Source organism: Thalassobacillus devorans (assembly GCF_900176565.1).
In the GTDB taxonomy this organism is placed as follows: Bacteria; Bacillota; Bacilli; order Bacillales; family Halobacillaceae; genus Thalassobacillus; species Thalassobacillus devorans_A.
The window spans coordinates 1513365-1534971 of the sequence record NZ_FXEH01000006.1 but is presented as its reverse complement, the minus strand read 5'-3'; the positions used below and the strand labels follow the sequence as shown (position 1 = coordinate 1534971).

Genomic DNA, 21607 nt, shown 5'->3' with positions numbered 1-21607 from the left:
TCTTATGATTTACACAATCTTTACAATAGCTTCATTCCAGTTTAAAAGTCTCGCTTTATTATTGTACATGTAGTTGGCCAAGCCAACCGACAAAATAATGGAGTGTAGGGGGAAAAGAAATGAACCGTTTCAAGAATTATTCACTACTATTTACACTAGTCCTAATGCTGAGTGTGTTAGCAGCATGCGGCGGCCAATCAAATGGTGAGGCCGGTGAAGAGGGATCAGAGGAGTCTGTTTCTGGAAGTATCTCAGTTGACGGATCATCCACAGTATTTCCTATTATGGAAGCTTTGACTTATGAATATAACAAGGAAAACCCTGAAGTTAATGTTTCTGTGAATAGTTCCGGTTCCGGCGGTGGATTTAAAAAGTCTACCAAAGGTGAAATCGATCTAAGCAATGCTTCCCGACCGATTAAGGATGAAGAAAAAGCAGCCGCAGAAGAAAACGGTGTAGACCTCAAAGAGTTGGAATTAGCTTATGATGGACTTTCTATCGTAGTGAGCCAGCAAAATGATTTTGTTGAAGAACTTTCTGTAGAAGATTTGAAAAAAATCTTCTTAGATGGTAATGGTGCAACAAAGTGGTCAGACATTAATCCAGAATGGCCAGATGAAACAATCAAAATCTATAGCCCCGGTCATGATTCAGGTACTTTTGATTACTTTAACGAAGTAGTACTGGAGGATGAACCAATGAAAGAGGGTGCCAACACAACCCTTTCTGAAGATGATAACGTGCTGGTACGCGGTATTGAAAGTGACCCGAACGCCATTGGATTCTTTGGTTATGCGTACTACCAGGAAAATCAGGATAGCTTGAAAGTTCTTGGAATTAAAGATGGAGAAGGAAAAGCCGTAAAACCATCACCAGAAACCATTCAGGATGGTTCCTACACACCATTTTCCCGTCCATTGTTCACTTATGTAAATATGGATTCCTATAACGAAAAAGAACAAGTAAAAGATTTTACAGAATATATGTTGAACAATGCTGCGAAAGCGGCTGAACAAGTCGGCTATGTAGCCCTGCCTGAAGATGAATATCAGAAGCAATTAGAATCACTGCAATCAGAATAAGAAATAGGCTAAGTAAAATTCAGCGGGGGGGTGGGGCTTTTTTAGCCTCACCTTGCTGTTGTGTAAAAGAGAACGCCTGGTGATAAACAGAAATTCCTTTTACGGATGAGAGGGGATTGAGGATGGAAAAAGCTTTTAAAGACGAAACGATTGATTTGGATGTTCAAGCACTAATCGATAATAAACGTAAGAAGAAAAGTATTTCAGGTAAGATAGAGAAACTTGTTCCTGCATTTTTATTGTTATGTGCGAGTGTAAGTGTTTTGACAACAGCAGGGATTCTCTTTACGTTACTTCGGGAATCGATCACCTTTTTTAGCAGCACATCTATTTTTGATTTTTATACTGGAACACAGTGGTCGCCATGGAGCGGGCATTTTGGAGTATTACCTTTGATTACTGGTACTTTATTGATTACATTGATTGCTGCAATCGTAGCTGTGCCTTTAGGTCTGATGTCTGCTATTTTTTTGAGTGAGTACGCAAGTAATCGTGCACGCAAGATCATCAAGCCAACATTAGAGGTGCTTGCAGGAATTCCAACGGTTGTATATGGATTTTTTGCACTTACCTTTGTCACGCCGTTGCTGAAGAGCTTTTTACCTGGGCTGGGAGTTTTCAATGCCTTAAGTGCAGGTATTGTAGTGGGAATCATGATTATCCCAATGATTGCTTCCCTTTCAGAAGATGCGATGAATTCCGTACCGAATAACTTACGTGAAGGTGCGTTGGCTTTAGGAGCTACGAAGTTGGAAGTGGCGTTTAAAGTGGTTCTTCCTGCGGCTTTTTCAGGAATTATGGCATCTATTGTTCTTGCTATTTCTCGGGCCATCGGTGAAACAATGATCGTCGTTATAGCTGCAGGAGCATCACCAGCGTTAACATTTGACCCGACCCGTTCGATTCAGACGTTGACTGCATTTATTGTCCAGGGCGCGACTGGGGATACTACCTTCGGCTCAACCATATATTATAGTATTTATGCTGTAGGAGCTACTTTGTTCATATTCACATTGCTCATGAACATGCTATCCCAGTATATCTCACGTAAGTTCAGGGAGGAATACTGATGCTGGATACAAATCAGAATAATATTCAAAAAAGAATTCGTGGCAGGGTACTGTTAAATAATGTACTGAAAGTATTATTTTTCACTTCGACAACTGTTGGACTGATTTTTCTGGCGTTATTGTTATATCGTGTACTGACTCAAGGAATTGGCTATTTAAATGGGAATTTCATTTCAAATTTTCCTGCCCCATATCCTGAAGAAGCTGGTATTTTTGCAGGATTAATCGGATCGATTATGTTGATTGGCATCGTTGCACCAGTAGCAATTGTTATTGGTGTCGGTACTGCTATTTTCTTAGAGGAATATGCTTATAAAAACCGATGGACGAAATTCATACAGGTTAATATTCAAAATCTTGCGGGAGTACCGTCGATTGTTTATGGTTTGCTTGGCTTGACTTTCTTTGTTTATATGCTTCGCTTCGGTTATACCCTGATTGCCGGTGGATTGACGATGGCTTTGCTAGTACTCCCGGTTATTGTGGTAGCTGCGCAGGAAGCAATCAGGTCAGTGCCGGCAGACATCAAAGAAGCCTCTTATGGAATGGGGGCATCGAAATGGCAGACGATCCGTCGTGTTGTTTTACCCGCGGCTTTACCTGGAATATTGACAGGTACCATCCTTGCTTTATCTCGTGCAATCGGGGAGACAGCTCCCTTGATTATTGTAGGAGCTGCTACTGCAATTTATACAATTCCCGATTCATTGCTTTCTAAATATACCGTCATGCCTATACAAATCTTCAATTGGACAGGCCGGCCTCAAGAAGAGTGGCAGTTCGTTGCAGCTGCGGGAATTATCGTGCTGTTGATTGTACTCTTGCTAATGAACGCTATTGCGGTTTTCATTCGTAACAAATTCTAGAAAAGGTATTAAGCGCTGATAGGAGGAATTTTTATGCAAACTATTACTAAAAATAACCAATCCGCTGAACGTCCCCTGGGTACAGGTGTAAAAGGCACCAGTGTGATAAAGAGTGAGGGTACTATGGAACAGAACGTATTTGAAATTAACGATCTAAATCTTTGGTATGGAAATGACCAGGCATTATATGGAATCGACATGAAGGTACCTCAAAATAAAGTGACTGCTATCATTGGTCCATCAGGTTGTGGTAAGTCAACGTATCTAAAGACTTTAAATCGTATGGTTGAGATGGTCCCAACTGTAAAAACTTCCGGATCAATTAAATATAAAGGGGAAGACATTTTCTCCAATAAGTATGGTGTGGAAGACTTAAGAACGAAAGTAGGAATGGTCTTCCAAAAACCTAATCCATTCCCAAAGTCCATCTATGATAATGTTGCTTATGGCCCACGTGTTCATGGTGTGAAGAAGAAGGCTGTACTGGATCAGGTCGTCGAAAAAAGTTTAAAAGATGCTGCTATATGGGATGAAGTGAAAGATCGTTTAAATGAGAATGCGTTCGGTCTATCAGGAGGTCAGCAGCAGAGGATCTGTATTGCCCGGGCTTTAGCTATTGAACCGGATGTAATATTGATGGATGAACCAACTTCAGCTCTTGACCCTATTTCAACTTTGAAAGTAGAGGAATTAGTCCAAGAACTGAAAAAGAAATACAGCATCATTATTGTGACTCATAATATGCAGCAGGCAGCGAGAATTTCCGATAAAACCGCCTTCTTCTTAAACGGAGAACTGATAGAATTTGATGATACTGATAAACTGTTCTCAAATCCTTCAGATAAGCGTACGGAGGACTATATCAGCGGTAGGTTCGGTTAATTTAAATATGGGAGGAGTCATATGATGGTGACTAGAGAACACTTTTCAGAAGAACTGGCTAATTTGAAAGCAGATATATTTGAGCTTGCAGAAACAACCAAACAAGCTTTTATGACAGCTATCGATGCCTTATATGCAAGTGATATAAAGAAGGCAGAGCAAATTATTAAGGAAGATGTCAAGATAGACAAAAAAGAAGATGAAATCAATGATAAAGTTATGATTCTAATCGCTAAACAACAACCAGTGGCGACCGATTTACGTCGACTGATCATTGCTATCAAAATTACGACTGACTTAGAAAGAATGGCTGACCATGCGAAGAATATTGCTAAGGCAACGCAGCATTTAGGAGAGAAACATCCGCTTTCTATCCATCCTGGAATCCGTGAAATGGCAGATGTGGCCTTCGACATGGTAGATATCGCTAAAAAGGCGTTTGATCTTGAAGATATCACATTTGCCAATAAGCTTTCAGAAATGGATGATATCGTAGATAGGAAATATGGAGAACTCATAAGAGAGTTGCTGGAATCAACAGCAAATAACCCAGATCAAATCCAGTATTTAATGCAAATGGCTTATTCAGCTCGTTACATCGAACGGTTTGCTGACCATATCACTAATATTGGGGAAGAGGTTTTTTTCCTTGTTAAAGGCAGATCTTATGATTTGAATGAATAAAAAAGGAAGGGCTGTATCTTATGGATACAACCCTTCTTTGTTTGATTTGAATTTACAGACACCGAGCAAAATGCACTTCAATTCGACGTTATAAGTTTAGCTATTTCCTGGTAGGTCATTTCAGAATCAAGCTGGAATTGGCCGACCTGAAGGTTGCGGCTGTAACCTGCTTCATCTAAATATTGTTGGAAATTTACCTTATTTATAATCAAGCCTTCTTCTTCCAGAAATTCTGTAATTGTTTCTGAGTTCATCCCTGGTTCGATTTTAAGAGTAGTACTGGTAAATCTATTGTTTTCAGGCGAGAAGACCGCTAACTCATCATTGCTTATGGGCGCTTCTTGTTGCTTCTCTTTCAGTCCAAGCTCGTATTGATTTGTCAGCATTTCCTGTAATTCCGTTTCTTCTATTAATATGTATCCTTCTTTAGTTGCATCTCCAGTTTCTTCCTGTAAAAACATTTCCTCAGGAAATCCGACAAAGTGCATGACAAGAAAATATACTAATGAAGATGCAAGTAAGCCAAAAGAAAAAGCTCTTACCGTATGTTTCATGCCTTTCGCCTCGCAGAGCTCAGATGGTCAAGATTCCTTTTGGGATGATGGTCTGCTACTCCGTCCTTTATGGGGTCATCTTGGAGGGATTGTTTATATTGTGGCTCGTTTTCTTTAGCAGGCAATGAGACGAGTAACTCTTCCTCTAGAATATTTACCTTTCGCTTTAATTTATAGCTTTCCTGTAGAGATGTAATCGATATTTGTTCCACCTCATCTTCCAACTGCTTCAAGCGATCATTCATAAAAAACGAAGCCAAAAATAGAAATAGACCGGTAATAGTTATGGTTATGAAGGCTATGATCATGTCGTTCACTCCTATGTAAGTTACAGTTACATTTATATCACATACATCCAACTTTTTCTACATGATCATTTAATACATTAATTTAATAGGAATGCTTGAAACGCCAAAGTAGTTCTGCTATTATAAATAAGTCTGATATTATCAAGTAGAGATATGAAACGAGATAGGATATGGAGGGATAAACATGCGTGTAAATATTACACTTGCTTGCACTGAAACTGGTGACCGCAATTATATTACAACTAAAAACAAGCGTACAAATCCGGAGCGCCTGGAGCTGAAAAAGTATAGCCCACGTCTTCGTAAATATACGCTTCATCGTGAAACTAAGTAAGCAGTAGGATATTTGATCCTACTGTTTTTTTATACCTAGGTCTGTTAAATCTCACTGAATGATTTTCAGATAAAGCTCCCTTTAACAGAAGACTCAGTTTCGAGATAGTTGGATCCGTTACCATAAGTGGAAAGGGAGTAGTTTCCCAACCAGCCCTGACGCTATTATGGTAAAGAACCCTTACTATCTTGAAACTGAGTCTTCCACAATTCGGCCCTATGGTTGAATAAGCTTCTTAGAAATCAAACGGGGTTAATACATACGTAAGATAAAATTTTTCTGGTTAGGAGTGATCATATGGATAAAGTCCAGTTACGGGCAAGAGGTAAGCAAATAATGGCCAGTCTATCTAAGGATGAAAAAGGATTGATCGAGCAGAAATTGGCGGATCAGCTGCTCCAATCTGAGATATATAAAGAAGCAGACACGATTGGCATCACTATTTCTCAAAAGAATGAATGGAATACATCACCTATTATTGAAAAGTCCTGGCAACTGGGAAAGACAGCTGCTGTTCCGAAATGTAACCCCGGGCCTCGCCATTTACATTTTTATCAATTAGATGATTTCAATCAATTAGAAACAGTTTTTTACGATTTGCAAGAGCCAAATCCGAATTTATGTGAACCTAAAAAAAAGAGTGCCATTGATTTAATTATCGTACCTGGATTGTTGTTTGATACCCGTGGGTATAGGATTGGGTATGGCGGGGGCTACTATGATCGTTTCTTATCGGATTATCAGGGAAAGACGGTTGCTCTTGCTTCCAATGCACAGGTTGTCGAGGCGCTTCCGCATGAAGCTTTTGATATTCCGGTTGATCATTTGATAACCGAGGATGGTTTTGTGTTTTAATAAGGCTAATCATCTTTGCAGTAGGAGGGAAGCATATGAATAGTCGTTATTCGAGACAAGTATTATTTCCACCAATTGGAGAAGAAGGTCAGGATCTTCTTAGCAGGAAAACGGTATTGGTTGTAGGTGCCGGTGCCCTGGGGACAGTAGTCAGCAATCATCTTGTCAGAGCGGGTGTGGGTTATATCCGGATCGTAGACAGAGATTTTGTCGAGTTTAGTAACCTTCAGCGTCAAATGCTTTACACCCAAAAGGACGCGGAGGATATGCTGCCGAAAGCTGTAGCTGCTGAAAAGAGACTGAAAGACATCAATTCGGAAATATCAGTGGAAGGAATTGTAACAGATGTTACGGCTGATAACATAGAAAAATTGATGGAAGGCGTCGACGTAGTAATAGATGGAACCGATAATTTTTCCACACGATACCTTCTGAATGATGCATGCTTTAAACTTGGGATTCCGTATGCCTACGGTGGTGCTGTCAGCTCAAGAGGTATGACGGCATTGTTCATCCCAGGGAAGACGCCATGTTTAAGGTGTGTTGTTCCGGATGGTGCAGGTAGTGGCCAGACATGTGATACAGTGGGGGTCATTGCTCCGGTGGTTGATATGGTATCTTCTCACCAGGTGGTAGAAGTGATGAAATATTTAACAGACAACAAAAATGCTCTGAGAGGCGATTTATTAACGTTTGATATTTGGCAGAATCAGCAATTTTCCATGAAGCTGAAAAAACCGGTAACATATTGTACGACGTGTCAAACTAGTGAGTATCCTTATCTTCATTCCGGTGCTGATGAAGATTATAGTGTTCTTTGTGGAAGAGATTCTGTACAGATACACAAACAATCAGAGCTGGATTTACAGCTGTGGAACCAACGTCTCACCTCCGTTGCTAAAGTGAAAAAAACACCTTTCCTATTGAAAGCTGAGTTAGATAGCGGTGAAACTTTAGTACTGTTTCCAGATGGCAGGGTCTTGATACAAGGGGTGGAGGAAGTCTCTAGAGCAAAAACTCTATATGATCGGCTAATTGGCTCTTGAAGTTACTAAAGTTGTCATGATTTCAAACGCTTTCATTCATTGCAGAGTTTGTGAAATAGTGTACAATCTAAAGTGTAAGGTTAGTAAACGAGGGGAGTGCTGAAAATGGAAAGAGTAAATCGTGTTGCATTGATCGGGACAGGGTTTGTCGGTTCAAGTTATGCTTTTGCTTTATTGAATCAAGGGGTAGCGGATGAGTTGGTAATGATTGATCTAAATAAAGATAAATCTGAAGGGGATGCTATGGATCTTAATCATGGAGTTCCATTTGCACCTGGCAGTAAAAAGATTTGGTTCGGGGATTATCAGGATTGTAAAGATGCTGACTTGGTAGTCATTACAGCTGGAGCGAACCAGAAGCCAGGGGAAACCAGGCTGGATTTAGTAGAAAAGAACAGTAACATTTTCAAAGAAATTGTTACTGCTGTCATGAATAGCGGCTTCGATGGGATCTTCCTGGTAGCAACCAATCCTGTCGATATCCTGACGTATATGACTTGGAAATTTTCCGGACTGCCATCTCATCGGGTCATTGGTTCAGGAACGATATTGGATACAGCAAGGCTTCGCTACCTGTTAAGCGATTACTTTGATGTCGATGCACGAAATATACATGCCTACATCATGGGAGAGCACGGTGACTCTGAATTGCCGGTTTGGAGCCATGCTAATGTTGGAGGCAGATCTGTGTTTGACCGCATCCATGACCGTCCAGATCAATACAAGGTAGAAGATCTTGATGATATTTTCGTCAATGTCCGTGACGCTGCTTACCATATCATCCAACGTAAAGGCGCAACTTATTACGGCATTGCGATGGGACTGGTGAGGCTCACAAAAGCTATATTGCACAATGAAAACTCTATCCTTACAGTTTCAGCCTATTTAGAAGGGGAATACGAGGAAGAAGACCTGTATATTGGTGTTCCTGCCATTGTTAATCGGACAGGAATCCGGGAAGTACTTCACTTGAATTTAGATAACGAGGAAAAGGAAAAGTTTAAAAAATCTGCTGATGTTCTTAGAGAGACCATGGACCCACTGGTTGATAAGTTTTTCGAGAATAAATAAGCTCTTTTGTGAAAAGATAAAGGTATCCAACTGATTTTGAAGGGGTGTCTTTATGAGAGCTGTTGTTTCTACCATCATCGGTTTTTCCATATTATTGTTATTGTTGAAATATCGTTTTAAACTGATCAACCAACTACTTGCTATTCAATTGATCAGAAAATTGGTGACCATTTTCCTCATTAATATTCCTGGTGTGAGAGAAAGAATGTTTCGAGCATCATCTTTATAAATATTAAGAAGGAAAGAATGCAGGGTCTGTAGCTGCCGAGCAATACCGGCGCTTCAGACTCTTTTTATATTCCTATGTAAATAATTTTTAACTTTATAAAGCTTCACTTTTTTTTTGTAACTATTTTATTGTTGAAAAAATTATTTTAAGAATATAATCGTTGGATTTCTACCATATTCTAGACCATGATATGATAAGAGGAGGAAGGAGCCGGGCTATGTTTATTGAGGAAGAATTTTATTTTTGGAAGCTGACTCATGACCTGGTGGTCAACCAGGGTTTTGATATCCTCCATGTCAATGAAATGACCAGTGAAGTGTGGCTGGAAAAACAAATAAATCGTAAAAATCATATAGTTAGGCTGTATCGCTCCCAATTTGATTGGTCGAACCATATAAAAAAAGACATTGCTCGCATCAATCAGCATATTCAGAAGAATAAGCATATGTTCGTGGGGAAGGAAATAAATGTCCACGCTGTTTATGTGTCAGAATATAGTCCTGTTGATGAGTGGGATGGTCTGGTACGCCCATTAAAAGTAAAAGGGAAGAAAGACATGTACTTGACAGTGCATTATTTAGATCGATCTGAGCGAGAGCTAAAGCGTGGCAAATTATATGAAGCGTTGCAGCTTTCTCCGTTACCTCAACAGCCAGATCTCATAAATATAGATATTCATGAATTAGAGGCAGAAGTCGAACACCTGAAACAGGAGATATTATTTCAGCGGGATAAAAGTAGAAAAGAACAAGAAAAGTTGTTCGATTATGGTAAACCTTTCATGACACGTGTACTTTTAGTTATCAACATAGCTGTTTTTCTATATATAGAGATGAATGGACAAAGTACTTCGGTAATGAATTTAATTGAATTTGGTGCTAAATATAATCCTGCTATTATCGAAGGGGAATGGTGGAGGATTGTAACTTCTATGTTCATCCACATCGGGATGCTGCACTTATTTATGAACATGCTTGCTTTGTACTATTTAGGTATGGCGGTAGAAAAAATATTTGGTACGATCCGTTTTACTTTCATATATTTTTTAGCTGGAATTTTCGGTGGCGTTACCAGTTTTGCATTAAATCCTCAAGTTGCCGCAGGAGCATCAGGAGCTATATTTGGGTTGTTCGGTGCACTGCTATTTTTTGGCGTCAAGCACAAACGCATCTTTTTCCGGACGATGGGGCGCAACTTGTTATTTATTATTGGTTTGAATGTTGTCCTGGGACTATCGGTGCCTCAAATTGACAATGGTGCCCATATGGGCGGATTGGCAGGAGGTTTTATTGCCAGCGCAATCGTGAACCTGCCAAAAAACCGCCAGCCATTATGGCAAATAATAGCGGTTGCAGGTTATGCGGCAGCCCTTATAACATTAGGTCTTTATGGCTTTTTACAGGCAGATAATCAACAGCATACAGCGGTAGATGTAGAGATGTCTAATTCTATGCTGGAAGAAAATAGATTTAATGAAAGTATTACCTATACAACACAAGCTTTAGAAAAGGACGGCGATTACACTTCCTATTTACTTTTCAATCGGGCCGTTGCCTATTACGAAACCGGCGAAATAGACAAAGCCCAGGCTGACTTGGAGCAAGTGGTTGAGCTAGAGCCTGATATGGCAGAAGCACACTATAATTTGGCATTGATTTATCGTAATAAAGGCGATAATGAGAAAGCTATTGTCCATGCAAAGAAGGCGAAAGACCTTCGTCCTTCCAATGAAGACTTTGAAGATTTGTACAATCAATTAAATGAATAATATTGAATCAACTGTTCCTTTCTTCCTTGGTCGTCTTCAAAAAGAACCAGTAGATGGTCAGCTTTTTTGGAAAAAAGAATCAAAGGTATATAACTTTGAATCGGGTGCCCTGTTGATTTTTCATCTGTGATTCCTAGCACGTAATTTTTATAGAGCCCTTCCCAGAGTTGACCAAGAATTCTTGTTGTATCCTCTTTTGATACACCTGGAATCGCTTTGTTCTCATATTTATATAAGTCAGTCAACGGGACGGCTTCATATTCTTCTTTTGGGATATTAAAGTGTGCGATCAACTCGTCCCATTGGTAATCCAATTGCTGTTGGATAGAATGGTTAACGGTCTTAGTCCATTCTTTATCTTCTCCCGTTTCTGGAGTATGGAAGCTTTCCAACGGAGTGTGTGGGGAGTCTACGACATATAATTGATCATAGGAAAGTGTCTGGATGCTTTTGATTACATCTTCCGGGTAATGGATTTCCCCATGGTGAAAAGTAATTGCCTGATAAAGACTTGTATCTTCGCCGTGAAGAACAGAGGACTGTTCGATTTTCTGTCCATTCTCCCGCCATTTGTTCAGAATACCTTTCAATTGGCCATTCACATATAATAATGATAAGTCCTGTCTTAAATACATCGGCTCATTGCTTTCTGATATACTTTCCCATTTTACTTCGTATTCGTCGGCATCCGTTTCAGATTCAAAACTTAACCGAGTCTCCGCTTTCAGGAAATTTTTCGTTTCATCAATGGGGAAGTACTTAATGACGTTTTCTGTACCAGTTCGGAAAGATTGGTATAACATTACAACCAGAAGGAATATTGCCAGTACCATTATTGTTGCCCATACATATTTCTTCATCTGCTCGTCCCCTTTTTAATCAGACGCCTTTTTACATGTTATATGAGTGAAAAACACATTTATGCTACTGAACGGAGGAATAATGATGCAAAAAAATATTAATCATATGGTGAACTATTTGAAAGAACTGGTTAGCATTCCAAGTCCATCAGGGGATACGGAAGAAATTATCCGTTTCTGTGAAAATTTATTGAAGATGCATCAAAGGGTGGAAATGACAACCACCAATAAAGGAGCACTGCTTGCAACGATTAGAGGAAACAATGACAAGAAGCAACGGGTATTGACCGCACATTTGGATACTTTGGGGGCAATGGTAAAAGAAATAAAATCCGATGGAAAAATTCGTTTATCAATGATTGGCGGATTTAAATGGAATAGTGTAGAAGGTGAGTATTGTACGATACATACGATGGAGGATGAAAACTATACAGGTACTATACTGATGCATCAGGCATCTGTCCATGTTTACCAGGGTGTTGGAAAAGAGAAACGAAATGATCAGAATATCGAAATAAGACTGGATGAACAAGTGGACAGTAAAGAAGAGGTTGAAGCTCTGGGGATCAATGTAGGGGATTTCGTATCCTTTGACCCACGTTATCAATATACAGATAGTGGCTATATAAAGTCCCGTCATTTAGATGATAAAGCGAGTGCCGCAATTTTACTGCATATGATTGAAGAGATTTCAGAAAATGAATCAGAAATCCCTTATACCACCCATTTCTTCTTTTCCAATAATGAAGAAATCGGTTATGGTGCCAATGCAAGTATTCCGCATCAAACGGTAGAATACATTGCCGTTGATATGGGGGCAATCGGGGACGGGCAGACTTCAACAGAGCATGATGTATCTATATGTGCAAAAGATTCAAGCGGTCCCTATCACCTTGGATTAAAAAACCAGTTGGTCCGCCTTGCAAACAGTAATAATATCGCTTATCAAGTAGATATCTATCCTTATTACGGTTCAGATGCTTCCGCCGCAATACGTGCCGGCTTTGATATTAAGCATGGACTGGTAGGCCCGGGAATTGATGCCTCTCACTCTTTTGAAAGAACGCACACCGATTCGTTATGGAACACGTATCAATTACTGATGGCCTATATTCAAGCACCCATGATTAAATGATGAATCATTCTTCTTTGTTAGTACAAACTACCCTTATCAGCTGTTGATAAGGGTGGTTGGATGAAAGAGAAGCAACAGTTATTTTCGGAGTATAAGAAAAATATAGACTATCTGCATGATTACTTGGGGATTGAAAAGAGCTTTGATCTTATTCAACTGGATGTACATTATGCGGAACGAAACATGTCGTTATTTATGGTGGATGGCTTTGTTAAGGATGAGATACTTAACCGTCTCATGGAGTTTTTAGCTAGGATTGAAAGCGAACATTTAGATCCGGAGCCACTAGAAAATCTTTTAAAGCGTTACATTCCTTATGTAGAACTGGAACAGACGGACGATTTGAACGATGCCGGTGATAAAGTGTTGGCGGGTCCTACCGCTTTGGTGGTCGAAGGGTTGGACGTTGTTTTACTGATTGACGCCAGAACCTATCCTGTTCGAGGACCGGAGGAGCCGGATTTGGAACGGGTAACTCGTGGTTCAAGGGACGGATTCGTGGAAACGATTGTATTTAATACGGCACTGACGAGACGCCGGGTAAGGGATCGTAGTCTCCGGATGGAATATATGCAGATTGGCCGACGATCTCAGACAGACATCTGTTTATGTTATATAGAAGATATAGCAGATGACAGCCGGGTGGAGCATCTAAAGTCTATACTGGACAAAATCGATACCGATGCTCTTCCAATGGCAGAAAAGACGGTTGAGGAATTTTTAAGTGGAGAACATTGGAACCCCTATCCGAAAATCAGGTATACCGAAAGGCCTGATACTGCTGCGGCGCACTTATATGAGGGACATGTGTTAATCATGATCGACGGTTCACCAAGCGTGATGATAACCCCTGCCACTTATTGGCATCATTTGCAGCATGCTGAAGAATATCGCCAGAAGCCGGTCGTAGGGGCTTATCTGCGATTTGTCCGCTTTTTTGCCGTGCTTGCATCGATTTTTATTTTACCGCTTTATTATTTGTTTTCGATATCACCAGACATGCTTCCTGAAGCATGGAGTTTTATTGGACCAGCAGAAGCGGCCGCCATCCCATTGATTGCACAGTTTTTAGTAGCAGAGTTTGGTATTGACATGTTGAAAATGGCGGCTATTCATACCCCTTCTTCACTAGCTACGGCTTTGGGATTGGTAGCAGCCATTCTGATTGGCCAGGTGGCAGTCGAGGTTGGCTTATTTTCTAATGAAGTTGTCCTTTACCTTGCGATAGCAGCGATCGGAACCTTTACCACTCCGAGTTATGAATTGAGCCTAGCTAACCGGATGGTAAGAATCGCTTTATTAATAGTTACAGCATTATTTGGATTGGCTGGGTATGTAATAGGTATCACGGTGTGGTTATTGAACCTTGTGAGGATGAAAACATTTAAAACTCCATATTTTTGGCCATTTTTGCCTTTTAATGCAAGAGCAATGCGAGATGTGTTAATTCGATCACCAATCCCTTTGAAAAACCGTCGCCCCGCCTTTTTGCACCCGAAAGACCCGGACAGGTAAAATTGTCCGGGTCTTTTCATTAGCCGATATTTCAATTCTAACCACTGATTGATATAATACATACAGGTGATGACGATGAAAACAATTTATGATATTCAACAATTGCTGAAAAAATTTGGCACCTTCATTTATATAGGGGATCGATTAGCTGATTTAGAGTTGATGGAGGAAGAAATAAAAGAACTCCATCAAGCCCAGTGTATGTCCAATGAGGATTACCAAATGGCAATTTTATTGTTGAGAAGTGAAGCGGCCCGGGAACGGGATAGACTAAAAGGGAGAGAATAATATGCAAAAGTACTACATAGGAGCAGATATCGGCGGGACCACTATAAAAATGGCAGTGATCACGGAACAAGGCAGCATTCATGAAAAATGGGAAATCCCCACCAACCATGAAGATAACGGAGAACATATTCCAGAAGATATAACAGTTTCATTAAAAGAAGTATTAGCCCAGTTGAACATCGCGATGAGCCAGGTACTAGGTTTAGGCGCGGGTGCCCCTGGCTTTGTCGATACCGAGACGGGCTTTGTTTATCAAACAGTGAATATCGGCTGGAAGGACTTCGACCTTGCTAAAATATTGAATGAAAAAACCGGTCTGCCTATTTTCGTCGATAATGATGCGAACCTGGCGGCATTAGGAGAAAAGTGGAAAGGATCCGGTGAAGATGCCGATGATTTAATAGCTGTTACACTGGGGACAGGTGTTGGAGGTGGCATCGTTGCTAATGGTGCAGTTATAAATGGAGCTAACGGTACTGGTGGAGAGATCGGCCACATAACTGTAATTCCATCAGGCGGGGCAAGCTGCAACTGTGGAAAAACCGGCTGCCTGGAAACGATTGCTTCCGCCACTGGGATTGTCAGACTTGCAAAAGAAGCTATAAAGAGGAACCCTGATTCATTATTAAGTAATTATTCCTCATCTGATGATCCATTGACTGCAAAAGAAGTGTTTGACGCAGCGGCGGAAGGTGATAAGGAAGCGAAAGAAGTTTTGGCCTATGTAACAGATATTTTAGGCATGACAATTGCGAACCTTGCAATTGCCTGCAATCCCTCCAAAATAGTCATTGGCGGCGGTGTTTCCAAGGCAGGAGAGAAATTACTCATTCCTTTGAGGGAGTCTTTTGATAAGTATGCGTTACCTCGTACAAGCGAAGCTTGTGAATTTGCTATAGCCGAGCTCGGAAATGATGCAGGTGTCATCGGCGGTGCATTTCTAGTTAAACAAAATTTATAATGGTGACATCTAAGAACAGGGCTGTAAAAAAGGCAGTCCTGTTTTTACATGTAATTCCATATGATAACCGTTGCTTTTCTGAAAGCTATCGCTTATAATTTTCTTTTAGCCGGATATGATGGAGACATTCAGAGACCGGCATGTAAAGTGTTTGTAACCGAACGGTAAAAAAATAAATGAAACTTTTCTGGTACAATAGTCGTCATATTAGGGGATAGGTTTAATATGAATGATAAATGGATATTGTAAAATACAGGTGTGTTTCATGTAAATCTTATGTAAACATGAAAGCCCTGGAAGGTTGAGGAGGATATAACCATGCAAGCATCAAAATTCAAAATACCTTTATTTATAATTGCTACTGTATTATTTGGCTTGAAGACATATATCGTTTATAAATATATGTTTAATCTCTCCATTGAAAATACTATGCAGGAATTGATCCTGTTTTTGAACCCATTTGTAAGTGCATATCTGGTTTTCGCCATAAGTGTATGGCTAAAGCCTAGAAGACAGATGAAATATTTACGGTGGACGATGGTTATCGGAACATTGATCCTTTACCTGAATCTAGTATTCTATCGTAACTTTACTGATTTCATTACTATCCCAGTGCTATTCCAGGGTAACAATGCCGCTGATTTAGGAGGCAGTTTGCTTTCATTGATGCATTTGCCAGATATTTTCTTGTTCCTGGATATAGTCATCGTGTGGTTTTTGAGTAAGCGCACTACACGATTTGCGGTTGATTTTCCAAAGGCAGGGAAGATTGCAGCAACAGCTGTTACTTTCCTCTTGTTGACAGCTAACGTCGTTTTGGCTGAAATGGAACGGCCAATGTTGTTTGTTCGTGCTTTCGACCGCGAATATTTAGTGAAGAACATAGGAATTTTCAACTACCATGCGTATGATGCAACAATGACTACCAAGACAAAAGCACAGCGTGTATTAGCTGATGGCAGCGAAGTGAAAGAAATCGAAACGTATATGCGTGAAAATACAAGTAATGACGAAAAGACTGACCTTTTCGGTATTGCTAAAGACAAAAACGTTATATTTGTATCAGTAGAATCAATGCAGAATTTTGTGTTGGATGAAGAAGTTAACGGAAAAGAAATCACTCCTTTCATGAATGACTTAAAAGAGAGCAAGGATACGATCTTCTTCCCTAACTTTTATCACCAGACAGCACAGGGTAAAACATCTGATTCGGAATTTCTTGTAGAAAACAGTATGTATCCTCTTCCTAGAGGTGCTGTATATTTCACTCATGCTAGTAATGAATATAATTCCTTACCGGAAATTTTGAATGAAGAAGATTACTATACTTCTGTATATCATGCTAACAACAAGAGTTTCTGGAACCGTGATTCCATGTATGACAATATTGGTTATGATAAGTTTTTTGATGAACAGTCATTTGAAGAAAATGAAGAGAATTCATTTGGCTGGGGACTGGAAGATAAGGCGTTCTTTGAACAATCGATCAAGTATCTAAAAGAGCAGGATCAGCCTTTCTACAGCAAGTTTATTACACTGACGCACCACTTCCCGTTTGAGTTACCGGAAGACAAGGCTAATATTGATAAGTATGATTCGAACTCCAGGACACTAAATAATTATATGCCGACAGCCCGGTATACAGATGAATCATTAGAGGATTTCTTCCAGCAGCTGAAGGATGCCGGTTTATATGAAGACTCCATCATTGTGTTGATGGGTGACCACTATGGTATTAGTGACTTCCACAATAAAGCAATGAGTCAATTCCAGGGGAAAGAAATAGATGGCTACCAGCATGTGCAGAACCAGCGTGTACCATTTATGATTCATATCCCTGGGTATGACAAAGGAAAGCAATATGATAAAATCGCTGGTCAGATTGATGTGAAGCCAACATTATTGCATTTGATGGGAATCGAAGAAGGAAACGACCTATCGTTTGGCACGAACATGTTCGCTGAAGATCGCAAAGACTTTATAGCCATGCGTGATGGAAGCTTTGTTACAGACGAATATGTATACAAAAGCGAAGTATGCTACGACCGGGAAACAGGTGAACCAATTGAGGAAACAGCAGAAGAATCACCTTGTGCACCTTTCCAGGAAAAAGTAGAGAAAGAACTTGGATACTCTGACAGTCTTATCTATGGCGACCTGCTTCGCTTCTACAACTTCGATAACGGCAAACATCAAACGAAAGAAGAAGTAGAAGAATTGGAAAAGTCAGCAGAACAATAAATCTTAATCAGTATAATTTTGATGAAAAAGGCACCCATTGGGGTGTCTTTTTTTATAATGAAGTAAGCAGTCAAAAAGGGAGAGAATAGGGGAATGGAAATTTATGATTCTGAAATGCTATACAAAGATATAGCTCAATATAAGCAAATGGAGTCAGCAAGTGTAGAAATCATTGGCGAGACAGTTTTAAAAAAGCCGATCTATTCCGTCACGGTTGGAAAGGGGCCTTTTCTAGTGCATTGGAATGCAGGTTTTCATGGTAATGAATGGATAACATCCAAAGTTATAATGGATATCCTCGGCGAATTGGTGGAAGCACTGGAAGATGGAAGAGAATTGGAAGGATTAAATGTGAGGAAAATCTTTGATCAAATCACCCTGCAGGTCGTCCCTATGGTTAATATGGATGGTGTGGACTTGGCGATTCATGGCTTGGAAAAGGCAGGGGGTTATACCGATCTTGTTCTTAATTGTAACCAGATCAATAAAACCTTTACTTCATGGAAAGCAAATATCCGGGGAGTAGATTTGAATAAACAGTTTCCTGCCGGTTGGAAGGTAGAGAAGGAACGTAAGCCTGCTCAGCCATCATTCAGGGATTTTCCGGGCTATTCCCCTCTTACAGAACCTGAGGCAAGGGCAATGGCTGACCTGCTAAAAAACAATGAGATAGAAAGAGTCTTATGTTTTCATTCCCAGGGCGAGGTCATTTACTTTGGCTATCAAAATAAACGGCCGATGAATTCACAAAGGGTTGTCGAAAATTTTCAAAGAGCAAGCGGATATGAACCGATTTGTACCTTTGATAGCCATGCCGGAATGAAAGATTGGTTTATTGACAACTATAGAAAGGAAGGATATACGATAGAAGTAGGTAAAGGAATCAATCCCTTACCACTATCACAATATACATCCATCTTGAATAAAGTTCGACCCATTGCTTTGCTATCTCTATTGCCCAACTAAGCATTATCTTCTATTATCATGTAAGTCAGGTTGCTCGAAGAAACGAACGGTCATAAAAGCATGAAGATGGATAAGTTTATTAATCGAAAGTTGGTGAAAAAGTGGAACATACTGTTTTTCAATTTCAAAATGTGAGTGATGATATCCTCCATAATCTGAATTTCAAAATCAACAAAAACGAAAAAGTTATCTTATTTGGACCTTCCGGAGCGGGAAAAAGTTCTTTATTGTTTTTATTCAACCGATTAAGGGACCCTAAGCAAGGAGATATCAATTACAATGGCAAACCGATAACGGAATATGTAATTTCACAGCTGCGAAGGAAAGTCGGTCTGCTGCTACAATCCCCGAATTTATTCCCAGGTACTGTATTAGATAATTTGAAATATGGACCTTCGCTATGCGGGGAATGGAATCCTGATGATGCTAAAAAGCTGCTGGAGTATGTTCAACTTCCAGAGAGTTATTTAAATCGAAAGGTTGACCAGCTATCCGGTGGGGAACAACAACGTGTTTCCCTGGGCCGTACATTGGCCAATTCCCCTGATGTGCTTTTATTGGATGAGCCTACGAGTGCCTTAGATTATCGTACCGCAGAGGAAATAGAAGAAGTATTGGAAAGACTGATCGAGGAGCACCAGTTGACGATGATTATGGTTACCCATGATTTGAAACAAGCTAAAAGGCTTGGTGAACGTGGGTTATTCCTCATGGATGGCGAGCTTAAAGAGGATGGAGACCTCGAATCCATGCTGACAGACCCGAAGACAGAAGAATTAAAAGAATTCATACAGGATTAGGAGAATGGTATATGGAACCGGAAATATCTAACCAATCGTTACTGTTTCTGATTATTTTTGTACTTGTGCCTTTGACACTATCTTATTATTATCAACTGGGCATGAGCAAAGACATCGTTTGGTCTTCTATACGTGGGACGGTACAACTGTTTGCCATCGGCTACATATTGACTTTCCTCTTTGACTTGAATCCGTTTATGGGTATTCCATTGATGTTATCTATTATGATTATCATAGCCACATTCCATGCATGGAATAAAGGAAAAGAGCTGCCGCATGCATTCCTGGTGATTTTACTTGGATTAATAATAGTAGAAGTAAGTGTGTTAACGCTGTGGCTGGCTTTTGATATGGTGGAGTTCACCCCGTCTGAAGTAATTCCAATGAGTGGAATGGTCATAGGAAACAGCATGGTTGCAATGGGGCTTGCGCTGGAGCGGATGAAAAGTGAATTCACGGAAAACAGTGGTCGCTTAATGGCCGCCCTGTCCCTCGGAGCAAAGCCGAGCCAGGCTTCTCACTTAATTGTGACAAAAACACTGAACGCAGCTTTGATTCCGAATGTTGATCGTTTGAAAACGATCGGACTCGTACAGCTGCCTGGTATGATGACTGGGTTGATACTCGGGGGTGTCGCTCCGGTAATGGCCATTAAATATCAGCTTGTGATTTCCTTGAGCATTTTTTCTTCCGTTTCCTTAAGTGCTATGTTTGTAACTATGGCAATGTACCGTTATTTCTTTAATAAGAATGATCAGTTATTGGAAAATGAGGAGGAACTTCGCAATCAGCAAAAATAAAAGTACAAAAGCGCAAGCGCCTTGCTAGTAATGACGTTCGACTAAAAACGGCACGTCCTGTGCGGCGGTGCTGGATGTAACCCACCACGTAGGTTATTCACAAAAAGATAATTTTGTAATTTCCGAGAAAACGAAAAAACCTTGCCACAAAAAAAGTGGCAAGGTTTTGTGTTATTTTATCCAAATAACCGTACGTAAATCGTCATGACAGAGAACCAGCCGAAAATTAATGCTGAAGCTCCTGCAAACAATACTGCAAAGAAATTTTTCGTTTTCAATTCGCGGAATACGGCAAGTACGCAAAGAATTGCGACTAGTAAAAGAATGATAGCTGTTACCAAACTCAGCACCCCCTAAACCCTTCACTGTGTAGTATCCATAGCTTAACGTTGGATGTTATAATGGCTATGTAAAAACCTTTTCATTCCTCATACATTTTATAGTATGGAGTAGAATTTGTCGAGTTATTCTATAAGAATTTTAATAAAACATCGCAAAGGAGTCAATAGGCTTATGGAAATTGTGCAAATGCCCCTTGGTCCGCTTGGGACGAATTGCTATATCGTATCTAATGACGAAAAGGAGTGTCTGATTGTTGATCCAGGTGGAGACAGCAGGCAATTGACTGATTACCTCACCGAACGTCATTTAAAACCTGTTGCTATCGTTTTGACGCACGCTCATTTTGATCATATAGGCGCGGTTGATGATGTAAGAGATCAATTCAATATTCCTGTGTATGTACATAAGGAAGAAGCTGACTGGTTGTCAGATCCTCAGTTAAATGGATCAGCTTTTTTTCAAATGGGATCTGTGGCAGCTCGGAGAGCAGAAAGAATGATCGATACAGGGGAAAGGAAAGTCGGTTCTTTTAGGTTTGAAGTGAGACATACGCCAGGACACTCTCCAGGAAGCGTGTCGCTAGTTTTTTTAGAGGAAGGATTCGTCATAGCGGGTGATGCATTATTTCAGCGTGGTATCGGTCGTACGGACCTTCCAGGCGGAGATATGAATACTTTGCTTAATAGTATTAAGAAACAATTGTTTACACTCCCTGAAGATTTAAAGGTTTATCCAGGTCATGGTCCATCCACTACAATTGGTGAAGAAAAACGGGAGAATCCATTCGCCGGCATGTAAAAGGGCAAAAAAAGATCCTTCTTGATTATTCAAGAAGGATCTTAGGGGGGATGTGCTCTGCTCTTTTGTTGGTTAGGGATAAAAGTTAAGCTACTATAAATAATTATAAACGAAATTATCACTATGTCAATAGTGTAAATTACAAAGGGGAA

24 protein-coding genes are annotated in these 21607 nt (G+C 40.1%); 20 read left to right on the top strand and 4 right to left on the bottom strand.

Annotated features, from left to right (window positions below; all coding sequences use genetic code 11):
• The first annotated feature begins 119 nt into the window (after positions 1-119).
• The 5 genes from B9Y67_RS18730 to phoU all read left to right on the top strand — a co-directional run bounded on the left by B9Y67_RS18730 (position 120) and on the right by phoU (position 4584).
• A complete protein-coding gene (locus B9Y67_RS18730) occupies positions 120-1082 on the top strand; it encodes a PstS family phosphate ABC transporter substrate-binding protein (RefSeq protein ID WP_085508881.1) in 963 nt (320 codons plus the stop codon).
• A 122-nt stretch (positions 1083-1204) separates the two neighbouring features.
• Positions 1205-2152 carry a phosphate ABC transporter permease subunit PstC gene (pstC, locus tag B9Y67_RS18725; RefSeq protein WP_085508880.1) on the top strand — a complete coding sequence of 316 codons (948 nt, stop codon included), beginning with the start codon at positions 1205-1207 and terminating at the stop codon, positions 2150-2152.
• Positions 2152-3018, top strand: coding sequence for a phosphate ABC transporter permease PstA (pstA, locus tag B9Y67_RS18720; RefSeq protein WP_085508879.1), 867 nt, complete (start codon positions 2152-2154; stop codon positions 3016-3018). The genes pstC and pstA overlap by 1 nt, the downstream gene beginning before the upstream one ends.
• Before the next feature lie 123 nt (positions 3019-3141).
• A complete protein-coding gene (gene pstB / locus B9Y67_RS18715) occupies positions 3142-3900 on the top strand; it encodes a phosphate ABC transporter ATP-binding protein PstB (protein WP_254901867.1) in 759 nt (252 codons plus the stop codon).
• Positions 3901-3921: 21 nt separating this feature from the next.
• Positions 3922-4584 carry a phosphate signaling complex protein PhoU gene (gene phoU, locus B9Y67_RS18710; protein WP_369668774.1) on the top strand — a complete coding sequence of 221 codons (663 nt, stop codon included), beginning with the start codon at positions 3922-3924 and terminating at the stop codon, positions 4582-4584.
• A gap of 77 nt (positions 4585-4661) precedes the next feature.
• Here phoU and B9Y67_RS18705 read toward each other — a convergent pair whose 3' ends face one another.
• Together B9Y67_RS18705 and B9Y67_RS18700 are read right to left on the bottom strand one after the other, a co-directional pair.
• Positions 4662-5138, bottom strand: a complete 477-nt coding sequence (locus B9Y67_RS18705) for an MltG/YceG/YrrL family protein (RefSeq protein WP_085508877.1) — start codon at positions 5136-5138, stop codon at positions 4662-4664.
• Positions 5135-5446: a hypothetical protein gene (locus tag B9Y67_RS18700; RefSeq protein ID WP_085508876.1), complete on the bottom strand. Its 312-nt coding sequence runs from the start codon at positions 5444-5446 to the stop codon at positions 5135-5137. The genes B9Y67_RS18705 and B9Y67_RS18700 overlap by 4 nt, the downstream gene beginning before the upstream one ends.
• Positions 5447-5630: 184 nt before the next feature.
• Between B9Y67_RS18700 and rpmG the strand changes: the two genes are divergently transcribed.
• From rpmG to B9Y67_RS18675, 6 genes are all read left to right on the top strand, one after another.
• Positions 5631-5780: a 50S ribosomal protein L33 gene (gene rpmG / locus B9Y67_RS18695; RefSeq protein ID WP_028783218.1), complete on the top strand. Its 150-nt coding sequence runs from the start codon at positions 5631-5633 to the stop codon at positions 5778-5780.
• A gap of 297 nt (positions 5781-6077) precedes the next feature.
• Positions 6078-6635: a 5-formyltetrahydrofolate cyclo-ligase gene (locus B9Y67_RS18690; RefSeq protein WP_085508875.1), complete on the top strand. Its 558-nt coding sequence runs from the start codon at positions 6078-6080 to the stop codon at positions 6633-6635.
• 35 nt (positions 6636-6670) lie between these two features.
• Positions 6671-7681, top strand: a complete 1011-nt coding sequence (locus B9Y67_RS18685; protein ID WP_085508874.1) for a ThiF family adenylyltransferase — start codon at positions 6671-6673, stop codon at positions 7679-7681.
• A gap of 105 nt (positions 7682-7786) precedes the next feature.
• Positions 7787-8752 (top strand): L-lactate dehydrogenase, encoded by a 966-nt coding sequence (locus B9Y67_RS18680; protein WP_085508873.1) that lies wholly within the window; start codon positions 7787-7789, stop codon positions 8750-8752.
• Positions 8753-8804: 52 nt separating this feature from the next.
• Entirely contained in the window at positions 8805-8981 is a 177-nt protein-coding gene (locus B9Y67_RS20815) for a hypothetical protein (protein ID WP_157620209.1), read from the top strand.
• A gap of 217 nt (positions 8982-9198) precedes the next feature.
• A complete protein-coding gene (locus B9Y67_RS18675) occupies positions 9199-10749 on the top strand; it encodes a rhomboid family protein (protein ID WP_085508872.1) in 1551 nt (516 codons plus the stop codon).
• On the opposite strand, the gene B9Y67_RS18670 is transcribed toward B9Y67_RS18675, so the two are convergent.
• Positions 10734-11609, bottom strand: coding sequence for a hypothetical protein (locus tag B9Y67_RS18670; RefSeq protein ID WP_085508871.1), 876 nt, complete (start codon positions 11607-11609; stop codon positions 10734-10736). The two genes, B9Y67_RS18675 and B9Y67_RS18670, sit on opposite strands and share 16 nt — an antisense overlap.
• Positions 11610-11694: 85 nt before the next feature.
• Here B9Y67_RS18670 and B9Y67_RS18665 point away from each other — a divergent pair, with 85 nt between their 5' ends.
• From B9Y67_RS18665 to B9Y67_RS18630, 8 genes are all read left to right on the top strand, one after another.
• Entirely contained in the window at positions 11695-12744 is a 1050-nt protein-coding gene (locus tag B9Y67_RS18665; protein ID WP_085508870.1) for a M42 family metallopeptidase, read from the top strand.
• Positions 12745-12804: 60 nt separating this feature from the next.
• Positions 12805-14259, top strand: coding sequence for a spore germination protein (locus B9Y67_RS18660; protein WP_085508869.1), 1455 nt, complete (start codon positions 12805-12807; stop codon positions 14257-14259).
• 75 nt (positions 14260-14334) lie between these two features.
• The gene (locus B9Y67_RS18655; protein ID WP_085508868.1) at positions 14335-14547 is read left to right on the top strand and encodes a YqgQ family protein; all 213 of its coding nucleotides are present in this window, start codon (positions 14335-14337) and stop codon (positions 14545-14547) included.
• Position 14548: 1 nt separating this feature from the next.
• Positions 14549-15508 (top strand): ROK family glucokinase, encoded by a 960-nt coding sequence (locus B9Y67_RS18650; protein ID WP_085508867.1) that lies wholly within the window; start codon positions 14549-14551, stop codon positions 15506-15508.
• 318 nt (positions 15509-15826) lie between these two features.
• Positions 15827-17749 carry an LTA synthase family protein gene (locus tag B9Y67_RS18645; protein WP_085508866.1) on the top strand — a complete coding sequence of 641 codons (1923 nt, stop codon included), beginning with the start codon at positions 15827-15829 and terminating at the stop codon, positions 17747-17749.
• A gap of 93 nt (positions 17750-17842) precedes the next feature.
• The gene (locus tag B9Y67_RS18640) at positions 17843-18715 is read left to right on the top strand and encodes a M14 family metallopeptidase (protein ID WP_085508865.1); all 873 of its coding nucleotides are present in this window, start codon (positions 17843-17845) and stop codon (positions 18713-18715) included.
• Between the two features lie 131 nt (positions 18716-18846).
• Complete coding sequence (locus B9Y67_RS18635) at positions 18847-19515, top strand: ABC transporter ATP-binding protein (protein ID WP_254901841.1); 669 nt, start codon at positions 18847-18849, stop codon at positions 19513-19515.
• An 11-nt stretch (positions 19516-19526) separates the two neighbouring features.
• A complete protein-coding gene (locus B9Y67_RS18630; RefSeq protein WP_085508863.1) occupies positions 19527-20315 on the top strand; it encodes an ABC transporter permease in 789 nt (262 codons plus the stop codon).
• A gap of 176 nt (positions 20316-20491) precedes the next feature.
• Here B9Y67_RS18630 and B9Y67_RS18625 read toward each other — a convergent pair whose 3' ends face one another.
• Positions 20492-20656, bottom strand: coding sequence for a DUF2759 domain-containing protein (locus B9Y67_RS18625; RefSeq protein ID WP_085508862.1), 165 nt, complete (start codon positions 20654-20656; stop codon positions 20492-20494).
• A gap of 172 nt (positions 20657-20828) precedes the next feature.
• Here B9Y67_RS18625 and B9Y67_RS18620 point away from each other — a divergent pair, with 172 nt between their 5' ends.
• The gene (locus B9Y67_RS18620) at positions 20829-21455 is read left to right on the top strand and encodes an MBL fold metallo-hydrolase (RefSeq protein WP_085508861.1); all 627 of its coding nucleotides are present in this window, start codon (positions 20829-20831) and stop codon (positions 21453-21455) included.
• Positions 21456-21607 lie beyond the last annotated feature (152 nt).

What these genes read in the sequence shown, in the direction of transcription:
- B9Y67_RS18730 (WP_085508881.1), top strand. Translation starts at nt 120, where the DNA reads ATGAACCGTTTCAAGAATTATTCACTACTATTTACACTAGTCCTAATG.
- pstC (WP_085508880.1), top strand. Translation starts at nt 1,205, where the DNA reads ATGGAAAAAGCTTTTAAAGACGAAACGATTGATTTGGATGTTCAAGCA.
- pstA (WP_085508879.1), top strand. Translation starts at nt 2,152, where the DNA reads ATGCTGGATACAAATCAGAATAATATTCAAAAAAGAATTCGTGGCAGG.
- pstB (WP_254901867.1), top strand. Translation starts at nt 3,142, where the DNA reads ATGGAACAGAACGTATTTGAAATTAACGATCTAAATCTTTGGTATGGA.
- phoU (WP_369668774.1), top strand. Translation starts at nt 3,922, where the DNA reads ATGATGGTGACTAGAGAACACTTTTCAGAAGAACTGGCTAATTTGAAA.
- B9Y67_RS18705 (WP_085508877.1), bottom strand. Translation starts at nt 5,138, where the DNA reads ATGAAACATACGGTAAGAGCTTTTTCTTTTGGCTTACTTGCATCTTCA.
- B9Y67_RS18700 (WP_085508876.1), bottom strand. Translation starts at nt 5,446, where the DNA reads ATGATCATAGCCTTCATAACCATAACTATTACCGGTCTATTTCTATTT.
- rpmG (WP_028783218.1), top strand. Translation starts at nt 5,631, where the DNA reads ATGCGTGTAAATATTACACTTGCTTGCACTGAAACTGGTGACCGCAAT.
- B9Y67_RS18690 (WP_085508875.1), top strand. Translation starts at nt 6,078, where the DNA reads ATGGATAAAGTCCAGTTACGGGCAAGAGGTAAGCAAATAATGGCCAGT.
- B9Y67_RS18685 (WP_085508874.1), top strand. Translation starts at nt 6,671, where the DNA reads ATGAATAGTCGTTATTCGAGACAAGTATTATTTCCACCAATTGGAGAA.
- B9Y67_RS18680 (WP_085508873.1), top strand. Translation starts at nt 7,787, where the DNA reads ATGGAAAGAGTAAATCGTGTTGCATTGATCGGGACAGGGTTTGTCGGT.
- B9Y67_RS20815 (WP_157620209.1), top strand. Translation starts at nt 8,805, where the DNA reads ATGAGAGCTGTTGTTTCTACCATCATCGGTTTTTCCATATTATTGTTA.
- B9Y67_RS18675 (WP_085508872.1), top strand. Translation starts at nt 9,199, where the DNA reads ATGTTTATTGAGGAAGAATTTTATTTTTGGAAGCTGACTCATGACCTG.
- B9Y67_RS18670 (WP_085508871.1), bottom strand. Translation starts at nt 11,609, where the DNA reads ATGAAGAAATATGTATGGGCAACAATAATGGTACTGGCAATATTCCTT.
- B9Y67_RS18665 (WP_085508870.1), top strand. Translation starts at nt 11,695, where the DNA reads ATGCAAAAAAATATTAATCATATGGTGAACTATTTGAAAGAACTGGTT.
- B9Y67_RS18660 (WP_085508869.1), top strand. Translation starts at nt 12,805, where the DNA reads ATGAAAGAGAAGCAACAGTTATTTTCGGAGTATAAGAAAAATATAGAC.
- B9Y67_RS18655 (WP_085508868.1), top strand. Translation starts at nt 14,335, where the DNA reads ATGAAAACAATTTATGATATTCAACAATTGCTGAAAAAATTTGGCACC.
- B9Y67_RS18650 (WP_085508867.1), top strand. Translation starts at nt 14,549, where the DNA reads ATGCAAAAGTACTACATAGGAGCAGATATCGGCGGGACCACTATAAAA.
- B9Y67_RS18645 (WP_085508866.1), top strand. Translation starts at nt 15,827, where the DNA reads ATGCAAGCATCAAAATTCAAAATACCTTTATTTATAATTGCTACTGTA.
- B9Y67_RS18640 (WP_085508865.1), top strand. Translation starts at nt 17,843, where the DNA reads ATGGAAATTTATGATTCTGAAATGCTATACAAAGATATAGCTCAATAT.
- B9Y67_RS18630 (WP_085508863.1), top strand. Translation starts at nt 19,527, where the DNA reads ATGGAACCGGAAATATCTAACCAATCGTTACTGTTTCTGATTATTTTT.
- B9Y67_RS18620 (WP_085508861.1), top strand. Translation starts at nt 20,829, where the DNA reads ATGGAAATTGTGCAAATGCCCCTTGGTCCGCTTGGGACGAATTGCTAT.